The sequence below is a fragment of the Corallococcus terminator genome (assembly GCF_003611635.1).
GTDB lineage: Bacteria > Myxococcota > Myxococcia > Myxococcales > Myxococcaceae > Corallococcus > Corallococcus terminator.
The window spans coordinates 1-21,356 of sequence record NZ_RAVZ01000163.1 but is presented as its reverse complement, the minus strand read 5'-3'; the positions used below and the strand labels follow the sequence as shown (position 1 = coordinate 21,356).

General features: G+C 69.6%; 15 protein-coding genes and 2 pseudogenes. 13 read left to right on the top strand and 4 right to left on the bottom strand.

Features of this window, described 5'->3' with window-relative positions; all coding sequences use genetic code 11:
• Positions 1-118: 118 nt before the first annotated feature.
• Positions 119-1,561 (top strand): annotated as a pseudogene (locus tag D7V88_RS22640) (OPT/YSL family transporter); the annotation flags it as partial.
• A gap of 256 nt (positions 1,562-1,817) precedes the next feature.
• On the top strand, positions 1,818-3,020 hold the full coding sequence (gene thrS, locus D7V88_RS22635; protein WP_120542730.1) for a threonine--tRNA ligase: 1,203 nt from the start codon (positions 1,818-1,820) through the stop codon (positions 3,018-3,020).
• Positions 3,021-3,091: 71 nt separating this feature from the next.
• Here the strand turns inward: thrS and D7V88_RS22630 are convergent, their stop codons facing one another.
• A complete protein-coding gene (locus tag D7V88_RS22630) occupies positions 3,092-3,511 on the bottom strand; it encodes a CBS domain-containing protein (RefSeq protein ID WP_120542729.1) in 420 nt (139 codons plus the stop codon).
• A 214-nt stretch (positions 3,512-3,725) separates the two neighbouring features.
• On the opposite strand from D7V88_RS22630, the gene msrB reads away from it, so the two are divergent.
• The 4 genes and pseudogenes from msrB (at position 3,726) to D7V88_RS22605 (ending at position 8,738) form a co-directional block, all read left to right on the top strand.
• Positions 3,726-4,148 carry a peptide-methionine (R)-S-oxide reductase MsrB gene (gene msrB / locus D7V88_RS22625; RefSeq protein WP_120542728.1) on the top strand — a complete coding sequence of 141 codons (423 nt, stop codon included), beginning with the start codon at positions 3,726-3,728 and terminating at the stop codon, positions 4,146-4,148.
• A 207-nt stretch (positions 4,149-4,355) separates the two neighbouring features.
• Positions 4,356-6,266, top strand: coding sequence for a glycoside hydrolase family 18 protein (locus D7V88_RS22620; RefSeq protein ID WP_120542727.1), 1,911 nt, complete (start codon positions 4,356-4,358; stop codon positions 6,264-6,266).
• A gap of 270 nt (positions 6,267-6,536) precedes the next feature.
• A pseudogene (locus tag D7V88_RS22610) lies at positions 6,537-6,653 on the top strand (peptide-methionine (R)-S-oxide reductase); the annotation flags it as partial.
• Between the two features lie 204 nt (positions 6,654-6,857).
• The gene (locus D7V88_RS22605) at positions 6,858-8,738 is read left to right on the top strand and encodes a glycoside hydrolase family 18 protein (RefSeq protein ID WP_244238315.1); all 1,881 of its coding nucleotides are present in this window, start codon (positions 6,858-6,860) and stop codon (positions 8,736-8,738) included.
• 27 nt (positions 8,739-8,765) lie between these two features.
• Here D7V88_RS22605 and purL read toward each other — a convergent pair whose 3' ends face one another.
• Positions 8,766-12,662 carry a phosphoribosylformylglycinamidine synthase gene (gene purL / locus D7V88_RS22600; RefSeq protein WP_120542726.1) on the bottom strand — a complete coding sequence of 1,299 codons (3,897 nt, stop codon included), beginning with the start codon at positions 12,660-12,662 and terminating at the stop codon, positions 8,766-8,768.
• Positions 12,663-12,913: 251 nt separating this feature from the next.
• On the opposite strand from purL, the gene D7V88_RS22595 reads away from it, so the two are divergent.
• The 5 genes from D7V88_RS22595 to D7V88_RS22575 all read left to right on the top strand — a co-directional run bounded on the left by D7V88_RS22595 (position 12,914) and on the right by D7V88_RS22575 (position 18,401).
• On the top strand, positions 12,914-14,821 hold the full coding sequence (locus D7V88_RS22595; RefSeq protein WP_120542725.1) for a M4 family metallopeptidase: 1,908 nt from the start codon (positions 12,914-12,916) through the stop codon (positions 14,819-14,821).
• A 469-nt stretch (positions 14,822-15,290) separates the two neighbouring features.
• Complete coding sequence (locus D7V88_RS44580) at positions 15,291-15,677, top strand: DUF6310 domain-containing protein (protein ID WP_372241106.1); 387 nt, start codon at positions 15,291-15,293, stop codon at positions 15,675-15,677.
• Positions 15,674-16,432: a DUF5953 family protein gene (locus D7V88_RS22585; RefSeq protein WP_120542731.1), complete on the top strand. Its 759-nt coding sequence runs from the start codon at positions 15,674-15,676 to the stop codon at positions 16,430-16,432. Before D7V88_RS44580 ends, D7V88_RS22585 begins: the two co-directional genes overlap by 4 nt.
• A gap of 305 nt (positions 16,433-16,737) precedes the next feature.
• Positions 16,738-17,295 carry a DUF2378 family protein gene (locus D7V88_RS22580; protein ID WP_120542724.1) on the top strand — a complete coding sequence of 186 codons (558 nt, stop codon included), beginning with the start codon at positions 16,738-16,740 and terminating at the stop codon, positions 17,293-17,295.
• A gap of 11 nt (positions 17,296-17,306) precedes the next feature.
• Positions 17,307-18,401, top strand: coding sequence for a hypothetical protein (locus D7V88_RS22575; protein WP_120542723.1), 1,095 nt, complete (start codon positions 17,307-17,309; stop codon positions 18,399-18,401).
• A gap of 14 nt (positions 18,402-18,415) precedes the next feature.
• Here D7V88_RS22575 and D7V88_RS22570 read toward each other — a convergent pair whose 3' ends face one another.
• Both D7V88_RS22570 and D7V88_RS22565 read right to left on the bottom strand, forming a co-directional pair.
• The gene (locus tag D7V88_RS22570; protein WP_147448819.1) at positions 18,416-19,159 is read right to left on the bottom strand and encodes a hypothetical protein; all 744 of its coding nucleotides are present in this window, start codon (positions 19,157-19,159) and stop codon (positions 18,416-18,418) included.
• 263 nt (positions 19,160-19,422) lie between these two features.
• Complete coding sequence (locus tag D7V88_RS22565; protein WP_120542721.1) at positions 19,423-19,860, bottom strand: DUF2383 domain-containing protein; 438 nt, start codon at positions 19,858-19,860, stop codon at positions 19,423-19,425.
• Positions 19,861-20,006: 146 nt separating this feature from the next.
• On the opposite strand from D7V88_RS22565, the gene xdhC reads away from it, so the two are divergent.
• Together xdhC and D7V88_RS22555 are read left to right on the top strand one after the other, a co-directional pair.
• A complete protein-coding gene (gene xdhC, locus D7V88_RS22560) occupies positions 20,007-20,825 on the top strand; it encodes a xanthine dehydrogenase accessory protein XdhC (RefSeq protein WP_120542720.1) in 819 nt (272 codons plus the stop codon).
• The coding region (locus tag D7V88_RS22555; RefSeq protein ID WP_147448818.1) for a 2Fe-2S iron-sulfur cluster-binding protein at positions 20,822-21,356 on the top strand (535 nt) is incomplete at its 3' end. The genes xdhC and D7V88_RS22555, both read left to right, overlap by 4 nt.

Sequence of the window (21,356 nt, the reverse complement as noted above, 5' to 3'; positions counted from 1 at the left end):
GAACCACATGCGCTGCTGCGCGAACGACAGCGGCAGGTCGCCCTCGCGAGGCACCGTGGGAATCGGAGGAGTGACGGTGCGCGACGGCAGTGCCTGGATGCGCTCCGAGAGCTGCACCAGCGTGGGCATGTTCGGCGTGGGCGTGGGCATGCTCTACACGCCGCTGCTCGTGGACCGGCTCCAGTTGGACTACCCGTCGGGCTACGCGGTGGCGAACATCCTGCGCGCGCTCACCGACAAGCGCCTGCTCAAGGCCTCCATCGCGAAGCTGGGCGGCGGCACCGGCCTGGGCATCCTGGCCGCGTGGCTGACGGAGAAGGTCGCGGCCGTCGCGGCGCTGAGCGTGAGCAGCTCCACGGTGGGCGCCGGCATGGTGGTGGGCAGCCGCATCACCGTGCCCGCGATGTGCATGGGCCTGTTGGGCTACGCCATCACCGCCCCCCTGCAACGCATCGGGTGGCTGGGGCCCAATGATCCGTACCGGAAGATCGGCTTCCTCATCTCGCTGGCGATGATCTGCGGCGCGGCGATGGTGGACCTAGCGATGCTCGCGGTGCAGGCGGTGGGACGCATCCGCAACCGCGCGCAGGCGCCGGTGGACGACGAGCCGGCCTGGAAGAAGGTCAACGTGCCCCGGCTCATCGCCTGGGTGGTGGGCTGGGGCGCGGCGGTCGTCGTCGTCGCCACGCAGGTGCTGCACCAGCCCGCGGGCTTCATCATCTTCGGGCTCGCGCTGTCGCTGCTGTTCGTGCTCATCAACGGCATCGCCTACGGCATCAGCGACAACAACCCCATCTCCAGCGCCTTCGTGATGTCGGTGCTGCTGATGTCGCTGTTGGGCCTGAAGGATCCGCTGGTGGGCCTGATGGCGTCCTCCATCCTGCTCATCTCCACGTCGGTGGGCTGCGACATGCAGCAGGACCGCTCCACCGGCTGGCGCCTGGGCACCAACCGCGTGGTGCAGTTCCGCTACCAGGTGCTGGGCATCTTCATGGGCGCGGTGCTGTGCGTGGGCCTGGCGCGCGTCTTCATGGGCGCCTACCCCGTGCTGTCCGTCAACCAGTTGGACCACCCCGACACGCAGGTCGGTCAGTGGGGAAGCGCCATGACGTACAAGTTCGTGGGCGCCATCCGCGACCTGGGCGCGCTGTCGGCCCACAAGGTGAAGGCGCTGCTCATCGGCCTGGGCATCGGCTTCACGATGGAGGTCCTGCGCAAGATCATCCGCCGTCACCCCGCATACCTGCGCTTCGTGCAGGGCTCGCGAAAGGGCTTCGCGGTGGGCTACGCGATGGACTCGGTGGTGCTGCCGAGCCCCTACGCGGCCGCGTTCGGTGGCTTCATCGCGCTGCCCGCCACGATCTGGTTCGGCGTGGGCGGCGTGCTCACGTCGCTGTTCAACACCTTCTCCAAGCGCTTCACCCGCGAGCCCGCGCCGGGCGAGGCGGTGCTTCCGGAGGACATGAGCACCATGTCGCTGGTGGGCGGCGGCCTCATCGCGGGCGAGTCGCTCTTCTACCTGTTCGTCGGCCTGTTCGGCCTGCTGGCGCTGCTGAACTGACGGCCCTGTCGCCCCGGCGCACGGCTTGACTTTCCGTGCGCCCGGGAGCACTTCTTGTCCCGTGAGCCTCTTCATCACCACCACCGCGACCACGACCACTACCGCCTCGGCGGGACGGGTATCGGTGCGCGTGTCGGTGGTCTGACGAGCGCACGGTTTCCCGCCCCGCCGAGTACCGGCCGGGGCGACCGTGCAAGCACTCACGCCCCGTGTCCGGCCCCGGCTCTTCATCCGACCGACACACGGAGACACGACGATGCTCGACGAACATGACCACCGCGCGCTGGGCCAGCGCCTGGACCTCTTCCACCTGCAGGAAGAGGCCCCGGGCATGGTGTTCTGGCACCCGCGCGGACTGATGCTGTACCGCCTGCTGGAGGACCACGTCCGCGCCCGCATGCGCGACGAGGGCTACCAGGAAGTCCGTACGCCACAACTGTGCTCCCAACCCCTCTGGGAGCAGAGCGGCCACTGGGAGAACTTCCGCGAGAACATGTTCTGCCTGCCCGAGGGGGACCGGCACCTGGCCCTCAAGCCGGTGAGCTGCCCGGGCCACATCCAGCTCGTGCAGCGCATGGCGCCCAGCCACCGAGACCTGCCCCTGCGCCTGGGGGAGTTCGGGCTGGTCCACCGCAGCGAGCCCAGCGGCGCGTTGCATGGGCTGTTCCGCCTGCGCCAGTTCACGCAGGACGACGGCCACATCTTCTGCGCTCCGGAGCAGGTGGAGGCGGAGGTGGTGCGCTACGTGAAGTCGCTCAAGGCGTTCTACGCGGGCTTCGGCTTCGGCGACGTGCAGGTGGCCTTCTCCGGGCGCCCGGCGATGCGCGCGGGCAGCGACGCGGTGTGGGACCAAGCGGAGGCGTGGCTCCAGTCGGCCGCCAGGCAGGCGGGGCTCCAGTTCGCGGAGCAGCCGGGCCAGGGCGCCTTCTACGGGCCCAAGCTGGAGTTCGTGCTCCAGGACCGGCTGGGCCGCGCGTGGCAGTGCGGCACGATCCAACTGGACCTGGTGCTGCCGGAGCGCTTCGACCTGCACTACGTCGACGCGGCCGGAGCACGCCTGCGCCCGGTGATGCTTCACCGCGCGCTGTTCGGCAGCCTGGAGCGGTTCATCGGCATCCTGCTGGAGCACCACGGGGGCGCGCTGCCCGCGTGGCTCGCGCCCGAACAGGTGGTGGTGGCCTCCGTGGGCGCGGGGGCCGCCGCGTACGCGGAACGGTTGGCGGCGCGATTGAGACAGGCGGGCTGCCGCGCCCGGGCGGATGTCCGCGACGAGTCGCTGTCGCGCAAGGTGCTGGGTTCGCACGAGGACGGAGTGCCGTTCCTCGCGGTGGTGGGTGGCCGCGAGGTGGAGGCGAACAACGTCCGCCTGCGCCAGCGCGACGGCGCCCAGCGCGACCTGTCCTGGGATGAGGCCGTGTCGTGGTTGTCCGCCGCGTGCCAGCCGGCCGTGGCGGGCTGAAGTCAGTCGCTTCGAGGGCCCGGTGTTCCCCACCGCGTGGGGGATGCCGGGCCCTGCTTTCCGTCAGCGGCTCACGAGTAGATGCTCAGATGCTCCAGCAGCTCGCCGGGGCGGATCAGCTTGCCGGGCACGGTGGCGACATCGTCCATGCTGAGGATGCCCACCGCGTGGTGGTCCGCGTCCACGACGACGAGCCGCCGCACGCTCTTCTCCTCCATCAGGAGCTCGCCGGCATCCAGCGAGTCGTCCGCGGAGCAGGTGATGACGGTGGCGGTCATGGCCTCCCGCACGGACGTGACGTTGGGGTCCTTGCCCAGGGCCGTGGAGCGCACGGCGATGTCCCGGTCGGTCAGCATGCCCACGAGCTGGCCGTTCTCCGTGACGGGCAGCGCGCCGATGTAGTGGATGCGCATGCGCTCGGCGGCGGTGCGCAGACACTCGCCCGCGTCGATGGTCTCCACGTCCTTCTTCATCAGTTCCGAAATCCGCATCGGCGACCTCCTCGGGGCGTGCGCATCCCCCTGCGGAGCTACAACCCGCGCCACCCTTTCTTCGTGGTCCTGTCCGCTGGCTCGCAGGGCCGTGCCATGGAGTGTCGGGGAGACGGCCCCCCGCCTGCCTCCCTGGTATACGGTGCGACGGGAATCACCCTGGAGCATCGAAGGTCGTGCTCGGGCAGGTGCCCGGAACCGTGGAGGAGGACCCATGACGGACAAGCTCAATCTTTCCAACGACGAGTGGCGCAAGCGCCTCACCCCCGAGGAGTTCGACGTGCTGCGCCGGCACGGCACGGAGTACCCGGGGTCGGGCTGTTTCCTGGGCACGAAGACGCCCGGCACCTACGTGTGCGCCGGCTGCAACAACCCGCTGTTCCAGTCCGGGACGAAGTTCGAGTCCGGCACGGGCTGGCCGTCCTTCACCCAGGCCCTGTCCCCGGACTCGCTCACGGAGATCCGCGACGTGTCCCACGGCATGGTGCGCACCGAGGTTCGCTGCGCGCGCTGCGACGGCCACCTGGGCCATGTCTTCCCGGACGGCCCGCCGCCCACGGGGCTGCGCTACTGCATGAACTCGGTGGCGATGAAGCACGTGCCCGAAGGCAGCCCCATCGAGTTGGTCCGGGCGTAAGGCGGTCTTGTCGAGGGCTGCCCCGGGACGCGTCTCGCATCCCGGGAGCAGCCGTTTCATTGCGGGCGGGCCTGGGAGCAGCCGTTTCTTCCCGCGTTGCGCCAGTCCGCGCCGCCCGCCCTCGTGAGTGCCGCATGTGCGAGGCTTCAGTCCCCAGAGGACGCCGTGCCGGCAGACCGGGTCCCCGCTGTGCGCGGGTGGAGCACCATGCGACGACATCCAACGGGCTTGCTGGCGGCGCTGATCATCCCGCTGCTCATGGCCAGCGTGAGCCATGGCGCACCACCGCGCCCCAAGACGCCTGCGGACGCGGGCACCCCGTCCCGTGCGACGACGTGGATCTACCAGGACCAACTGGTCGCGCCCTGGCAGGACCTGACCTGGGCGGGAACGCATTCGCTCGGCGCCACCTCACCGGTCGCCGCTGGCAGCCGCGCCATCTCCGTGACGCTCGGCGCCTGGGAGGCGCTGTACTTCGGCCATGAAGGCCTGCGCGTGGAGCCCGGCGATACGCTGGTGCTGCGAGTCCACGGTGGCAAGACGGGCGGGAACGCGGCGGTGCGCGTGCGCGTCGTCATCGGCACGGAGCAGCCCGTGGGCGTGCCGCTGGGCCCCACCTGTGACGGCGGCGCCATTCCCGCCGGACGCTGGACCCCCTGCCGCGTCCCCCTGTCGAAGCTGGTGCCCGAGGAGCGCAAGAGCATCACCGGACTCTGGCTCCAGGAGGACAGCGGCGGCACCCTGCCCCCGCTCTTCTTCGACGACATCGGCGTGGAGCACTCCGGCACGCCGACCCTCAAGGCGGGCGTGAGCGTCACGCTGAACACGCCGGACGTCTTCCTCTCTCCGGGTGCCACGCACGCCTTCGTCGCCACGGTGGCGAACAGCCCGAACACGGAGGTGGCCTGGAGCGTGGATCCCGGAAGGGACGGGGGCGCCCTCAGTGCCAACGGCCTCTACACGGCGCCGAAGAAGCCGGGCGTCTACCGTGTGACGGCCCGAAGCAAGGCGGACCCCAACCAGCAGGCCGTGGCCACCGTGGTGGTCAGCCCTCCGACGCCTCCGGGCCAGGGCAAGTGGGTGTCTGGCTACTACACGGGCTGGAACGCGGACGACTACCCGCCGGAGAAGGTGGACTTCAGCGCCCTCACGCACATCCTCGTGGGCCGCGTCACCCCGAAGGCGGACGGCACGCTCAGCACGAAGTTCGACAACGACCGGGGACCGGAGATCGCGCGCATCCTGTCCAAGCGCGCCCATGCGGCCGGTCGCAAGGCCATCATCATGGTGGGCGGCTCCGGCGAGCACGACGGCTGGGTGGGCGCGGCCTCCGACGCGAACCGGCCGAAGTTCGTCCGCGCGCTGCTCAAGGCGATGGACGACTTTGGCTACGACGGGCTGGACCTGGACTGGGAGCCGGTGAAGCCCGAGGACCGTCCCCAACTGCTGGCCCTGGCGAAGGACCTGCGCGAGGCGCGTCCGAAGATGCTCCTCACCTTCCCCCTGCACTGGATCAACACCAACTTCCCCAACGACGCCGACCCGTGGTTCGTGCAGCTGGCGTCCTACTTCGACCAGTTGAACCTCATGTCCTACGAGATGATCGGCCCGTGGGACGGCTGGAAGTCCTGGCACACGTCCGCGCTGCGCGGGGAGCAGGGCCTGCATCCCACGTCCGTGTCCTCCAGCCTGGACCTCTGGGTGAAGGCGGGCATCCCCAAGGCGAAGCTGGGCCTGGGCATCCCCTTCTACGGGCTCGCGTGGCGACACATCACCGGCCCCTACCAGCCGTTCACGAACTGGTCCGACTACGTCGGCGGGGACAACTCGTTCACGTACAAGAAGATCCTCCGCTATTCCAAGCAGGGGAAGTACCAGTGGGATGAGAAGGCGCAGGCCAGCTACGTGACGTTCGCGCCGGACCAGTTGGTGGAGGACGGGACCGTGACGTGGATTTCGTACGACAGTCCGCAGGCCATCGCCGCCAAGGGCGCCTTCGTGAAACAGGAAGGCTATGGCGGCGCCATCATCTGGACCCTCAACCAGGGCTGCATCGACGCCGCCACCGGCGCCAATCCGTTGCTGGACGCGGTGAAGGGGGCCTTCCTCCAGGAGTGAAGAAGGCCCCGCCGCCCGCGCCCAGCATGTCGCCGTAGCTGAAGCCGCCGCACGCCAGCACACCGTGAAGTCCTTCAGCGACACGCGGCCCGCGAGCAGGTCGCTCATGTGCACGTCCACCGCGGTGAAGCCCGCGCGGGTGAACGCCGCCGCCATCTCCTGCTGGCCAGGGCCGCCACCGGGTCACTCCCCTTCTTCGTGGCCCTGGCTCCCGGGTCGCATGGCCCTGCCGGGGAGCGCCGGGGAGACAGCCACCCGCTCGCCTCCCTGCACCTGGGCCATGGCTTCCCGGACGGCCCGCCGCCCACGGGGCTGCGCTATTGCATGAACTCGGTGGCCATGAAGCACGTGCCCGAGGGAAATCCTCTTCCACCTGTCCCCACCTAGGTAACAGCCACTCGCACTCGCGCCCCTCCCGGTACCTCCTCCAGGGCCGGGTGCGGAATGCAACCCCCCCCCTGAGATTGCTCCACCACGCGAATCCTCGCGCGGCGTGCGAGCAGCTCCGGTGACTGGAGCAAGCAACCCACCGTGGGCGGCGAGTTCCAGCAAGCGAGGCACGAAGTTCGTTACCTCCGAAGGTGGAACGCGATGAGATGGAAATGGACGTGGTTGCTGGCGGCGATGAGCATCGGGTTGGCCTTGAGTGGGGGAGCCTTCGCCGCATCGCCAGCCGAAGCTTCACCGCCCGCGATCACGACGTGGCTCTACCGGAACAAACTGGTGCTGCCCTGGCAGGACTACACCTGGGCCAAGGTCCACTCCCTGCGCAACACCAGTCCCGTGGCCTCGGGCACCTACTCCATCTCCGTGAAGATGGGCCCGTGGGAAGCCCTCTACTTCGCGCACCCGGGATTGACCATCGCGGCCGGCGACACGCTGGTGCTGAAGGTGAACGGGGGCAGGACCGGCGGCAACGCCGCGCTGCGCGTGCGTGCCGTCATCGGAACACAGCAACCGGTGGGCGTTCCCCTGGGTCCCACTTGCACGGGCGGGGCCATCCCGGCCAACACGTGGACGACCTGCCGCGTGCCCCTGTCGAGTCTGGTGCCTCCCGGTTCGACCAGCATCACGGGACTCTGGATCCAGGAGGACCGCGGCAAGACCCTGCCGCCGCTCTACTTCGACGACATCGGCGTGGAGGCCGGCTCCACGCCGCCTCCGCCCGTCGTGAGCGTCGCCGTCAGCCCGACGGACGTCATCCTGGTCCCGGGGGGAACCCAGGCCTTCAGCGCCACCGTGACGGGAACCCCCAACACGGAGGTGACCTGGTCCGTTCAGCAGGGCCCGGTGGGAGGGACCGTCAGCGCCACCGGCGTCTACACGGCGCCAGCGACGTCGGGCACCTACAACGTGGTCGCCACCAGCAAGGCGGACCCCCGGCAGAAGGCCACAGCCTTCGTGGTGGTGCAGACGCCAACCAGCCAGGGCAAGTGGGTGTCGGGCTATTACACGGGCTGGAACGCGGATGAGTACCCGCCGGAGAAGGTGGACTTCACCGCGCTGACGCACATCTTCGTGGGCCGGGCCGTCCCCCAGGCGAATGGGGCGCTCAGCACGCAGTTCGACAACGACGACGGCCCCGCCATCGCGCGGCTCCTGGCGCAACGCGCTCACGCGGCGGGGCGCAAGGCCGTCATCATGGTGGGCGGCTCCGGCGAACGCGACGGCTGGGTGGGCGCGGCTTCCGACGCGAACCGGAAGACCTTCATCACCAACCTGCTCAAGGCCGTGGACGACTTCGGCTACGACGGGCTCGACATCGACTGGGAGCCGGTGGAAGTCGCGGACCGGCCGAATCTACTGGCGCTGGTGCGGGCGCTGCGCGCAGCGCGGCCAAACATGCTCCTCACCTTCCCCATCCACTGGATCAACACCAACTTTCCCGAGGATGCGGACCCCTGGTACGCGCAGCTCGCGCCCTCCCTGGATCAGATCAATGTCATGTCCTACGAGATGATCGGCCCGTGGGACGGGTGGCAGTCCTGGCACACGTCCGCGCTCACGGGAGAGTCGGGCCTGCGCCCCACGTCCGTGTCCTCCAGCATGGCGCTGTGGGTGCAAGCGGGCCTCCCGAAGGAGAAGCTGGGCATCGGCATCCCGTTCTACGGGCTTGCCTGGCGCAACATCACCGGCCCCTACCAACCTTTCACGGACTGGTCCGACTACGTGGGCGGGGACAACTCCTTCAACTACAAGAAGATCCTCGGCTATGCACCGCAGGGCACCTACCACTGGGACGAACAGGCCCAGTCCAGCTACCTCACCTTCGCGCTCGGGCACGAAGTGGAGGACGGGACGGTGAGGTGGATCTCCTATGACGGCCCCCAGGCCATCGCGGCCAAGGGCGCCTTCGTGAAGGCACAGGGCTACGGCGGCGCCATCGTCTGGACCGTGAACCAGGGCTGCACCGACCCCGTGACGGGCGCCAACCCGTTGCTGGACGCGGTGAAGGGCGCCTTCCTGCGGTAACGCCGGAAGGCCCCACCGCCGCCCGTGTCACCCCAGGGCGGCGCGGGCGTTGCGGAACATGCGCATCCAGGGGCCGTCCTCGCCCCACGTGGGCGGGGCCCAGGAGTGCTGCACCGTGCGGTGCACGCGCTCCGGGTGGGGCATGGTGATGGTGAAGCGCCCGTCCTTCGTGGTGAGCCCCGCGATGCCGTGCGGCGAGCCATTGGGGTTGGCCGGGTACTTCACGGCCACCTGTCCCCGGTTGTCCACCCAGCGCGTCGTCACCAGCCCGGAGCCATCCACGCGCGCGGCCTCTTCGGCGTTGGGGAACTCCGCGCGCCCCTCGCCGTGCGAAACGACGATGAGCATCCGGCTGCCCTCCATGCCCTTGTAGAAGAGCGATGGGGACGGGGCCACCTGCACCGTGCCCAGGCGGGCCTCGAACTGTTCGGACGCGTTGCGCACGAAGCGCGGCCACGCATCCGCTCCAGGGATGAGGTCGCGCAACTGCGCGAACATCTGGCAGCCATTGCACACGCCCAGGCCGAAGCTGTCCGGCCGAGCGAAGAACGCGGAGAAGGCGTCGCGCGTGCGGGGGTTGAAGAGGATGGACTTCGCCCAGCCGCCGCCCGCGCCCAGCACATCGCCGTAGCTGAAGCCGCCGCACGCCAGCACGCCGTGGAAGTCCTTCAGCGACACGCGGCCCGCGAGCAGGTCGCTCATGTGCACGTCCACCGCGGTGAAGCCCGCGCGGGTGAACGCCGCCGCCATCTCCTGCTGGCTGTTGACGCCCTGCTCGCGCAGCACGGCCACGCGGGGCCGCGCGCCCTTCGCGATGTACGGCGCCGCCACGTCCACCGTCGGGTCGAACGTGAGCACCGGCGACAAGCCCGGGTCGCTCGCGTCGCACTTCGCCGCGTACTCATCCACCGCGCAGACGGGGTTGTCGCGCAGCCTCTGCATCTCGTAGCTGACGCGCGACCACGTGCGCTTGAGCGCCAGGGTGTCTTCCGCGAGCAGCTCGGCACCACCGCCGCGCACCCGCACCACCTGCGCTTGCGTCGGAGTACCCAGCGCGTGCACGTGGCCGCCCAGGCCGTGCTTCGCGAAGACGTCCACCACCCGCGTCACGTCGGCCGCACGCACCTGGACCACCGCGCCCAGCTCCTCGTTGAAGAGCGCCGCCACCGGGTCGCTGCCCAGCGGGGCCACGTCCACATCCAGGCCGCAGTGGCCCGCGAAGGCCATCTCCGCCAGCGTGGCGAAGAGGCCGCCGTCGGAGCGGTCGTGGTAGGCGAGCAGCGCGCCCGCAGCCTGGAGTTCCTGCACCCCGGCGAAGAAGCCCTTGAGCCGGGCCGCGTCGTCCACGTCGGGGCACTCCGGGCCCACCTGCTGGTGCACCTGCGCCAGCACGGAGGCGCCCAGGCGCTGCCGGCCCGCCGCCACGTCCACCAGGAGCAGCCGCGTGTCCTCCGCCAGATGGACCAACTGCGGCGTCAGTGCACGGCGCGCGTCCAGCACCGGCGCGAACGCGGTGATGACGAGCGACAGGGGCGACGTCACCGCCTTCTTCGCGCCGTCCTCCTGCCACTGCGTGCGCATGGACATGGAGTCCTTGCCCACGGGGATGGCGATGCCCAGCGCGGGGCACAGCTCCATGCCCACCGCGTGCACCGCCGCGTAGAGGTTCGCGTCCTCGCCGGGGCTGCCCGCCGCCGCCATCCAGTTCGCGGACAGCTTCACGTCCGACAGCTTGTCGATGCGCGCCGCCGCCAGGTTCGTCAGCGCCTCGCCCACCGCCATGCGCGCGGAGGCCGCCGCGTCGATGAGCGCCAGCGGCGTGCGCTCGCCCAGCGCCATCGCCTCGCCCGTGGTGGACAGGATGGAGGACAGCGTCACCGCGCAGTCGGCCACCGGCACCTGCCAGGGGCCCACCATCTGGTCGCGCGCCGTGAGGCCGGACACGGTGCGGTCGCCGATGGTGATGAGGAACGACTTGTCCGCCACCGTCGGGTGCGCCAGCACCGCGTGCGCCAGCGCCTTGTAGTCCTTGGGGATGTCGAGTGGCGCGTGCTTCAGCGGCCGGGACACACCCTCGCGGTGCATGCGCGGCGCCTTGCCGAAGAGCACGTCCATGGGCAGCGCGATGGGCGTGTCGCCCAACTGGCTGTCGGAGAGCGTGAGCACCTCTTCCGCGGTGGCTTCGCCCAGCACGGCGAAGGGGGCGCGCTCGCGCTCGCACAGGGCCTGGAAGCGCGCCAGGTCCTCCGGCGCCACGCCCAGCACGTAGCGCTCCTGCGCCTCGTTGCACCAGATCTCCACCGGGGACATGCCCGGCTCGTCGTTGGGCACCTCGCGCAGCTCCAGCCGACCGCCCAGGCCGTTGTCGTGCGCCAGCTCCGGCAGCGCGTTGGACAGACCGCCCGCGCCCACGTCGTGGATGGAGCGCACGGGGTTCGCATCGCCCAGCATCCAGCACTGGTCGATGACCTCCTGACACCTGCGCTCCATCTCCGCGTTGTCACGCTGCACGGAGGCGAAGTCGAGGTCCGCCGCGCTCGCGCCCTGCGCCATGGAGGACGCCGCGCCGCCGCCCAGGCCAATCAGCATCGCCGGACCGCCCAGCACGATGAGCTTGTCGCCCGCGCGCAGTAGCTCCTTCTTCACGTGGCCCGCGCGGATGTTGCCCATGCCTCCCGCCAGCATGATGGGCTTGTGGTAGCCGCGAACCTCCACGCCGGTGGCGGTGGGAATCTGCTGTTCGAAGCTGCGGAAGTAGCCGCACAGGTTGGGCCGGCCGAACTCGTTGTTGAACGCCGCGCCGCCCAGCGGACCGTCCAGCATGATGTCCAGCGCGGACACGATGCGGTCCGGCTTGCCGTACGGCACCTCCCACGACTGCGTGTAGCCCGGGATGCGCAGGTGGCTGACGGAGAAGCCCGTGAGGCCCGCCTTGGGCTTCGCGCCGCGCCCGGTGGCGCCCTCGTCGCGGATCTCCCCGCCCGCGCCCGTGGCCGCGCCCGGGTACGGGGAGATGGCGGTGGGATGGTTGTGCGTCTCCACCTTCATCATGATGTGGGCCGGCTCGCGCACGGCGCCCCACTCGCGCGCCTCGCCCTGCGGGAAGAAGCGCTCCACCTCGAAGCCCTCGATGACGGCGGAGTTGTCCTTGTACGCGGACAGCACGCCGCCGGGGCTTACGGCGAAGGTGTTCTTGATGGCCTGGAAGAGCGAGCGCTCACGCGGCTTGCCATCCAGCGTCCACGACGCGTTGAAGATTTTATGGCGGCAGTGCTCGCTGTTGGCCTGCGCGAACATCATCAACTCGACGTCGGTGGGGTTGCGCTTGAGCTCCGTGAAGCGTTCCACCAGGTAGTCGATTTCATCCTCCGCCAGCGCCAGGCCCAGCTCGCCGTTGGCCAGCACCAGCGCGGCCCGTCCTCCGCCCAGCACGTCCACGCGCGTGAGGGGCCGGGGCGCGTGCGTCTGGAAGAGCACCGCCGCGTCCTCCATGCGGGGCAGCACCGCCTGCGTCATCCGGTCGTGGAGCACCGCCTCCACGCCTTCGGCCTCCTGCGCGTCCAGTTCGCGGCCTCCCGGGCCGGTGAGGAAGAACGCGATGCCGCGCTCCATGCGGCGCACCTGCGCAAGGCCACAGTGGTGCGCGATGTCCGTCGCTTTCGTGGACCAGGGCGACACCGTGCCCGGACGCGGCACCACCAGCAGCAGCGTGCCGGTGCGCTCGCGCTTCGCCGCGCGGGGGCCGTACTCTAAGAGGCGCCCCAGCCGCTCCGCTTCCGCGTCCGTCAGCGGCGCCGACGTGTCCGCGAAGTGCACGTACTCCGAATAGACGGTGGCCACCGTGGGCACCTGCTCGCGACAACGGACGAGCAGCTTGGCGAGCCGGAATTCGGAGAGGGCCGGAGCCCCGCGCAGCGTGAGCATGAAGGACCTTGCGAACGGGTGACGGGAGGTAACAGCGGGGCCGTCCTTATCATCGCGCCCCGCGTCACAACGCCCGGAGTTCGCGTCCGGATGGCTGCCCCCCGTCCAGGTGGGTGCACCGCCTCCGACGTGGGCTCGGGTGATCCGTCCACGGACTCCAGGTCTTCCAAGAACCCTACTGACAGTCAGCACTCCATGGTTTCCTTGGAAGGCCTCAAAGCAATGCTTCGCTACCAAGTGGGGGTAGATCCATGACGCGCAACACCCGCTGGCTCCTGGCCGGCCTGTCGTTCACGTTGTCCGCCTGTGGTGCGGGAGGGCCAGACCTGGAAGCGCCCGCTCTTGCGCCTTCCGGAATCATCAAGAACTCCAGCCAACGGGAGGTGGAGGCGGCGCTGGCCGCCCTGCCCGGCGCGCAGGTGCTGGATGCGCACGCGGACGGTGTTCCGTCGTCCCTCAAGGGCGAGCTGGGGGCCACGGGCCGTCCCATCACCGGAGCCTCGGCCTGGCAGGCGCATGCGCTGCTGGAGCCCACGCTGGCCCGGGTACTGCCCGCCTTCCGGCTGAAGATGAAGGACGTGACGCCCGTGGGCATCCGCCGCGACGAGCTGGGCCACACCCACGTGCGCTACGCCCAGGTGAAGGCGGGCCTGCCGGTGGTGGGCGAGGAGCTGCTCGTGCACCTGGACGAGGCCGGCCGGGTGTACCTGGTGAACAGCACCGCGCGCGATGGTGAAGGGACGCTGGAAGCGGCGCGCGTCTCTCCGGAGCGGGCGCGGGAGGCGGCCCTCGCGGCGACGTCCGGAGGACAGAGTGCCGAAGTGCCTCGGGAGGTGTTCGTGCGCCCGACGCCGGACGCGGCCCTGGTGCGCGCCTTCGAGGTGGTGGTGTCCGGCGAGGCCCCGGACGGCCTGCCGGTGAAAGACCACGTCTTCATCAGCGCGGCGGACGGCGTGGAGGTGCTGCGGACATCGGAGATCCACACCGCGCTCAACCGCCGGGTGTGTTCGGTGGGGGGCCCGACGAACGGCTGGTGCCGGCTGGAGGGGCAGCTTCCGACCGGGGACGCGATCCTCGACAAGACGTACGACAACCTGGGCTTCTTCTACGACTGCTTCCAGCAGAACTACGCCTATGACTCCTACAACGGCGCGGGCGCCCAACTGAAGGCGAACGTGCACGCCACCTCGCCGTACCCGAACGCCTACTGGAACGGCAGCACGATGGTGTGCAGTGACGGCGACGGCATCTCGTCAGGGTCGCCCTGCACGGATCCGGACGTCGTCGTGCACGAGTTCACCCACGCGGTGACGAGTGCCAACTCCAACCTCATCTATTCGGGTGAGTCCGGCGCCCTCAGCGAGTCGCTGTCGGACATCTTCGCCGCGACATGCGGAAGCTGGGCGTCTGGCACCTGGAGCACCACGACGGACATCTGGCACATCGGGGAGCTGGTCGTGACGCCGAACACGCCCGGGGACGCCCTGCGCTACATGAACGACCCGGCGCTGGATGGCGCGTCGTTGGACTACTACCCGCAGTTCGCGCCCGGCACCGACGTGCACTACGGCTCGGGCGTGCCGAACCTCGCATTCAAGCTCCTGGCCACGGGCGGCGTGCACCCGCGAGGCAAGTCGACGGTGAACGTGACGGGCATCGGCGTGCAGGCCGCGGGGCGCATCTTCCATTACGCCAACGCCAACCTCTTCCTCGCCAGCACCAACCTGGCGCAGGCCAAGACGGCGACGCGGCAGGCGGCGCAGAGCCTGGGCTACAGCTCCGCCATCCAGAACGCGGTGGACGCGGCATGGCTCGCGGTGGGCGTGGGCGTCGAGCCGCCTCCGCCGCCGTGCACGGTGCTGCCGAACAACACCACGGTCTCCAACCTCTCCGGCGCGGCGGGCTCGAAGCAGTACTACTGCTTCGACGTGCCCGCGAACACCGCTTCCACCGTGAGCGTCTCCGGGGGAACCGGAGACGTGGACCTCTACACGCGCTTCGGAAACGCGCCCACGGCGACGACCTACAGTTGCCGGCCCTACCTGGGCGGCAATACCGAGACGTGCAACCTGGGCACGCAAGCGGCCGCCGGCCGGCAGTGGATCCTGCTGAGCGCCTTCTCGGCCTACAGCGGCGTGTCCCTGTCCGTGAGCTACTGAAGCATCCGTAGGACTCGCCTCCACCGCGCCCCTGCGCGGTGGAGGTGGGGATGAAGTGAAGGCTCGTGTAGTGGGGCGTCATCTGCGTCCCCGCCGTCAACGCGGCCATCCGCATCCATGGCAAAATGAACTTCCGAACTCGCAGCGCACTCCACCAAGCCGTTGCCGTTGCTGTGGTCGGAGCTGGGTGCGCCACTTCTCAAAAGGCGCCTGAGACTCAAGAGGCGCCTGAGACCTACGCTTGGGCGCCTGTGCGCCCGCTCGCTGTGCCCGGTACGGGCCTCCCTACCCCCGGGCAGCCAGGACAGGTTCGCCACCAGCCACTGCCAAGGAGCCCGCACAAGCGCGTGTTGCCCCCCACCCGGGAGCCGGGCCTTTGGGCAGGAGACGCTCCCCGCGCCGCGCAGGAACCGGAGGCGAACCCCACACCGGACAGGTCCAGAGCGAACAGGAGGGCCCCCCTGCCCCGGTGACGACGGAGCACCGCCGCCCAGAGTGCGAGCCCATTCCGGTGCCGCATGCGGGCGAAGATCCTCCGCATAACGAGTGCGCCGATAAGTTCCCGCCGAACCGCTACCCCGGCAATGACGTACTCGTTGACGGCAAGCGCTTTGATGCGCTGCAAGTCGGCGTGCGTGTGCTGTGGGAGATCAAGACTCATCGATTTGACACGTACAACGCCTTCATCCGGCGGCAGACGATCCTGGAGCAAGTGCCGTTGTTGCAGGAAGAGCAAGACAAGGCGGAGGCATGTGGCTATGGCTTCGTCGTTGGGGTGAGCACCCAAGCGCACAAGGATGCGTTACTGCAACAGGATCCCAGGCTCAATATTGTCGTCACGGGGTGCACGCGATGATCCACCAGAGCACCCTGATCCTCATCGTCTACGCGCCTGCGCTTGTGGGCGACGACGGTCGCACGCTCGCAGTGGTCCACGGAATCGAACGGGCGCTTCCCAGTGTGCGCTTGGAGTGGGAGCTGTCAAAGGCGGGGCGGCCCATCGCGTTGCCACAACGCGATGGGTGGCTCGCAGAGGCGAGCGCGCGCGGGAAGTTTCCGCTGCTGTGCAACGGCGATGAGAGCTACCCCGTGACGGTTACAGGATGGGGAACACCTGCGCGCCAAAACGCGGGCGGCCAGCCACAATTTGAAGTCCATGTAGAGTTGCCGCTGGATGCGGCCAGCATCGCGGCCGCGGCGGATCTGCTGGATGGCGTGGCAGAAGGCGCACGCGCGTTCTGGGGGCGTGCGACGCCGGACGGCGCTGCGCTGGACATTGCTTATCAGACAGCCCCCACCCGGGAAGGGCCGCCGTCCCCACGCCGTGGGCTGCCCCCGCTCAAGCGCTTCAAGGATATCCGCACGCCAGAGATTCCCTATTACCTCGGGTGGCTGAACTACTGGTCGGATGCTGCTGCTCGGGCTATCGGTTTTCCGGATCCCTCGCGTGACGCGGACTTGCTCTCTCGGGCGCGACGCACCGAGAGGAGCGGCTGGATCGTTCGGCTTGCGGATACGCCGCTCGATCTCGACAACCCCTCGCACCTGGATGCGCTCCTGCGCGCGTATGAGCGCTTCCCAGAGATTGGCGGGCGCGTATCTCCGCGCTGAGTCACCGGGCCCGAGCTGGAGCGCTTCGAGGTGGCGCCCCTCGGGCCGAGCTGGAGCTGGGGCTGTCAGACGCGCGAGCCACGTCACCCGCGCCTCGGCAACCAGCGCGCGTGTCAGGCCTTTGTGCCCCGGCTGACCACCGTGCTTCTTCTCACTGCCGCCCTGCCTGTGCCGCTCGGTCCTCTGCCCCGGCGCATCGCTCGACGGTGAACGCCGACGAAGTAGCAAGGGGAACTGGCCTGCACCGGGCCGCTGGGCGAAGAATGCTGTCCAGGACCTCCTGGGTCCGTGGAAGGCACGAGGCCATGCGGGACGAGCGCGTCATCTTCGGCAACACCGTGGACAGCCTGTACCGCAAGACCCTGCTGCCGCACCTGCCACCGGCGTTGATGACCCGGCTGCGCGCGCGGGGGTTGGATCCGCAGGCCCCACTGCTCGCCGCGTATCCACTGGCGACGTGGGTGGAGTGCCTGGATGACGTGGGCCGCACCCTGCATCCGGCCGAGCCCCTGGATGTCGCCCGGCGCCTGCTGGGCAGGCGGATGATCGAAGGCTACGCCCAGACGCTGATGGGCGGCGCGGTGCTCACGCTCGCGAAGGTGGTGGGCCCCATGCGTTCGCTGGAACGCATGCAGCACAACTTCCGCAGCGGCAACAACTTCACGGAGACCCGGCTCACCGTGCTGGGCGCCACCCAGGTGGACCTCTGGCTCAACGAGCCGGACATGATGGAGGGCTTCGCGGAAGGGGTGCTGGAAGAAGGACTGTTGCGCATTGGCGTGCAGGGCCTCACCCTGCACCGCACCCGCCACTCCCCCGACGCCGTCACCTACCATCTGGAATGGGCCGCCCGGGCCTCCTGACACCGCACGCCATGTCCTCCCTCCTTTCGACCCTGCCCGCGCTGTACCGGGAGCTGTTCCCGTCCTTCTTCCAGAAGGAGGCACCCACGGAGACGAAGGCCACGTGCGAGAAGTGCGCGATGAGCCGCACGTCCGCGCAGTCCACCGTGGACTCCGTGGACGGCGTCGAGCACCTGTTCCGCCCGGACACCAAGTGCTGCACGTACTACCCGCGCCTGCCCAACTACCTGATTGGCGCGCTCCTGTCGGACGACTCGAAGGAGATGGCGGAGGGGCGCCGGCGCATCGAGCAGAAGATCGACAGCCGCATCGGCGTGAGCCCCCAGTGGGTGAAGGCGCCCGCGAAGTTCAACCACCTGTACAAGAACGCGCACCAGTTCTTCGGCCGGTCCTCGAACATGCGCTGTCCGTACTACGCGCTGGAGTCCGGCGGCTGCACCATCTGGGCGTACCGCGAATCGGTCTGCTCCACGTTCTTCTGCAAGTACGTGGCGGGCGCGGACGGACGGCGCTTCTGGATGTCGCTGAAGACGTACCTGACGCTCGCGGAGTACCAGCTCTCCCGCCACGCCCTGCTCCAGCTCATGCCGGAGTTCCTGATGGACGGGCGCGACAAGGCGGAGATCGCCACCGTCCCGCTCACCGTGGAGGACCTGGACGACGCGCCTCCCCTGCCCAAGGTGTACGCGGCCCTCTGGAAGGGGTACGTGGGCATGGAGCATGACTTCTACCGCGCCTGCTACGACGCGGTGCGCGCCGTGCCCGCGGACGGCCTGGAGCGGATGCTCGGCCTGGATGGAACCATCGAACTGAAGGTGCTGGAGCGGCTGCACACGCAGGCCACCGCCCCCACCCTGCCGCGCGTGCTGCGCTTCAACCCGGATGCGACCGTGAAGTGGCTGTCGGACGGCAGCGTCGCGCTGGGCTCCTACAGCGAATTCGACGCGGTGGCGCTGCCCGGCGAGGCCTACTCGCTGCTGGTGGAGTTCACCGGCCAGAAGCCCGTGGAGGCCGTGCGCCAGCACCTGCGCGACCACCGGCAGGCGGACCTGGATCCGGACATCCTCCTGGAGCTGCACCGGCACCGCATCCTCGTGGAGCCGTAGTCAGGCGGCGGCGCTCAGGGCTGTCCGGCGAGGGCGCCCACGTCGCGCAGCCAGCGCGCGGTCGCCTGGGTCCGCATCCAGGCGGGCTCGGAGGCGACCAGGTGATCCGCCAGCCACGAGCTGAAGGCCGGGTCCCCCGCACGCAGCCACGCGGCGGACTCCGCCAATTCCCCGGCGGCGGCCTCCCAGGCGCGACGCACCGCGCTGGCGACGGCCATCAGCTCCCCGATGCAGCGGGTGAAGGACTCCACGCCGGTGCTCAGGTCGGTGGCGTCGCTGCCCACGGAGAGGCCCAGCGCCCGCAGGCGGCCCAGGTCCTTGAGCAGCCCCTGCTCCAGCGCGGCGGCGGTGCCCAGGCGGGCCTGGGCCGCGCGCTGGAGCAACTCCACGTCCTCGCTGAGCTGACGCCAGGCCTCGTCGTCACTCTGGGGAAAGGTGCCCCGGCGGCGCAGGCGGACGCCCACGGCCTGCCAGAGGTTGCCGAAGACGAGCACCTCCTCGACGCCGCGGCGCACGTGCGGCGGGATGTGGTCCAGGAAGTCCACCACGCACGCGCGGGCCTCGCGCAGGTAGGCGTCGCCGCGCGGGGTGGCGTCCACCACGCCCCGGGCCAACTGGAGCACGAGCCACGCCCACTGGAGGGCGCGCTCGGAGGTGGTGAAGAGCACTTCGATGCCGGTGCCCAGCGCTCCCGCGGCGTGGCTGGTGTCCGCGAGCGTCGGGGACGGAATGGACGGGAGGTCGGATTGGGCGCGCACGTCGGACGTTCGGGGGGAGGCCGTCCCCTCGTCATCCCTGTCGGTGCCGGACCCGTGCGGTCCTGGCCCCGTGTGCTCACGCCCCATGCGCGCTTCTCCAGACCCCTGCCTTCTTCGATGCCGACGGAAGAGGTCCTCCGAATATCGCACGCCGCCCCCGGCCTCCAGGACTGGATGGGGGGACGTGCGCTGCACCACAAGGCGCCCACCCTCGAAGCAGGGATGGGCGCCTCGCGATGTCCGGCACCGCGCAACCGCCACGTTCAGTGGAAGTTCGGGTTCTTCTTCAGATGACTGAGCTTGTCATGCGTCTGTTTCTGGGCCGGCAGCAGGGTGCTGCGCGCGAAGGTGCGCTCCGCGCCATGCAGCTTGTCGATGTCGCGGTTGTAGTCCGCCAGGCCGTGGTCCTCGCCCTGTTCCAGGGCGTCGATGGCGATCTTCTCGCCCAACAGGTCCGCGCCGCCCTGGACGGCCTTCGCGAACGTGCCCCACAGCCCTGAACTTTCGGCGGGCTGCCCACCCAGCTTCGAAATGCGCTCCTTGATGGCTTCCACCCGGCTCTCATGGTCCTTCAGGCAGGCCTCCACCTCCGTGAGGGCCACGGGGCTCTTGATGTGCTTGCTCGCCTGCCGGTAGGTCTCCACGGCGGACAGCTCACCGCGAAGGAAGGAGTTCAGCGTATCGACGTCGGTATTGGCCATGACGTGGCTCCCTGGAATCGGTGAAGTGGAATCGTCTGGCGCAAAGGTGGTGTGCCTCCCCCACCCGGCAAGAAGCGCCTCCCTCCTCCTCTCCCCAGCAGACAACCGGGCGTCCTGGGAGGCTCCATGGCAAGCTGGAGGCCTGCATGTGGAACTGGGTTCACCAGCTCACGGAGTGGGCACGCACCAACACCCCGTTCGCCGTCGTCACGGTGACGGAGTGCAAGGGCAGCACGCCCGCCTCCCCCGGCGCGAAGCTGCTGGTGCGCGCGGACGGCAGCTTCCACGGCACCATCGGCGGAGGCCACCTGGAGCAACTGGTCCTCCAGGATGCGCGCGGGTGCCTGGAGCGGGGCGAGGCGCGCACGTTCCGTTATCCGCTGGGCGCGAAGCTGGGCCAGTGTTGTGGAGGGGTCGTGGACGTCTTCGTCGAGCCCGTCAACCACGGGCCGCAGCTCTATCTCTTCGGCGCCGGCCACGTGGGCCAGGCCCTGTGCCGCATCCTCGAAGGCACCCCTTTTCGCGTCCACCTGGTGGACGAGCGCCCCGAATGGGTCCAGTCCCCCCAGGTGCCGGCCTCCGTGGTCCGCCACGAGGAGCCCTGGGACGAGTTCGCGGCCTCCGCCCCCTGGGATGACCGGCGCACCTACGTGGCGGTGATGACGCACCGCCACGACGTGGATCAGGACATCATCGCCTTCGCCATCCAGAAGCCCGCCCGCTACATCGGGCTGATTGGCAGCGACACGAAGTGGGCCCGCTTCCGGCAGCGCCTGGACGCGAAGGGCCTGCCCGCCCGGCAGGTGGGCCGCGTCCAGTGCCCCATGGGGCTGCCCATTGGAGGAAAGTCGCCCCAGGAGGTGGCGGTCAGCATCGCGGCGGGGCTGCTCCAGCTCCACCACGGACTGGCGCCGCAAGCAGGGGCTCAGCCATCGCCCGCGCCCCTGCTATCTTCCGGAGAATGAGCACCCCCTTCGAGTTCCGGCTCAATGGCCAGACCGTCCGGGTCGACGCCGAGTCGCCCAACACCACGCTGCTGGACTTCCTGCGCTCGCGCGGGCTGACGGGCACCAAGCAGGGCTGCGCCGAGGGAGACTGCGGCGCCTGCACCGTGGCGATGGTGGACCAGGACACCCACGGCCAGAAGAACCTGCGCGCCTTCAACAGTTGCATCGCGCTGTTGCCCATGGTGGCCGGCCGCGAGCTCGTCACCGTCGAAGGCGTGGGCCAGCGCGACGCGCCCCACCCCGTGCAGCAGGCCATGGTGAAGCACTACGGGTCGCAGTGCGGCTTCTGCACCCCGGGCTTCGTCGTCTCCATGGTGGAGGCGTACTGTCGCAAGGACGCGGGCTCACCGGAGGCCGTGGCGGATCAGCTCTGCGGCAACATCTGCCGCTGTACGGGCTACCGCCCCATCCGCGACGCGATGATGGACGCGCTCGCCACCCGCGACGCGAAGGGTGCCCCTCCCACGCTCCCCGGCATCTGCCTGGAAG

Coding starts and splice junctions, on each gene's coding strand:
- thrS (WP_120542730.1), top strand. CDS start 1,818: ATGCTCGACGAACATGACCACCGCGCGCTGGGCCAGCGCCTGGACCTC.
- D7V88_RS22630 (WP_120542729.1), bottom strand. CDS start 3,511: ATGCGGATTTCGGAACTGATGAAGAAGGACGTGGAGACCATCGACGCG.
- msrB (WP_120542728.1), top strand. CDS start 3,726: ATGACGGACAAGCTCAATCTTTCCAACGACGAGTGGCGCAAGCGCCTC.
- D7V88_RS22620 (WP_120542727.1), top strand. CDS start 4,356: ATGCGACGACATCCAACGGGCTTGCTGGCGGCGCTGATCATCCCGCTG.
- D7V88_RS22605 (WP_244238315.1), top strand. CDS start 6,858: ATGAGATGGAAATGGACGTGGTTGCTGGCGGCGATGAGCATCGGGTTG.
- purL (WP_120542726.1), bottom strand. CDS start 12,662: ATGCTCACGCTGCGCGGGGCTCCGGCCCTCTCCGAATTCCGGCTCGCC.
- D7V88_RS22595 (WP_120542725.1), top strand. CDS start 12,914: ATGACGCGCAACACCCGCTGGCTCCTGGCCGGCCTGTCGTTCACGTTG.
- D7V88_RS22585 (WP_120542731.1), top strand. CDS start 15,674: ATGATCCACCAGAGCACCCTGATCCTCATCGTCTACGCGCCTGCGCTT.
- D7V88_RS22580 (WP_120542724.1), top strand. CDS start 16,738: ATGCGGGACGAGCGCGTCATCTTCGGCAACACCGTGGACAGCCTGTAC.
- D7V88_RS22575 (WP_120542723.1), top strand. CDS start 17,307: ATGTCCTCCCTCCTTTCGACCCTGCCCGCGCTGTACCGGGAGCTGTTC.
- D7V88_RS22565 (WP_120542721.1), bottom strand. CDS start 19,860: ATGGCCAATACCGACGTCGATACGCTGAACTCCTTCCTTCGCGGTGAG.
- xdhC (WP_120542720.1), top strand. CDS start 20,007: ATGTGGAACTGGGTTCACCAGCTCACGGAGTGGGCACGCACCAACACC.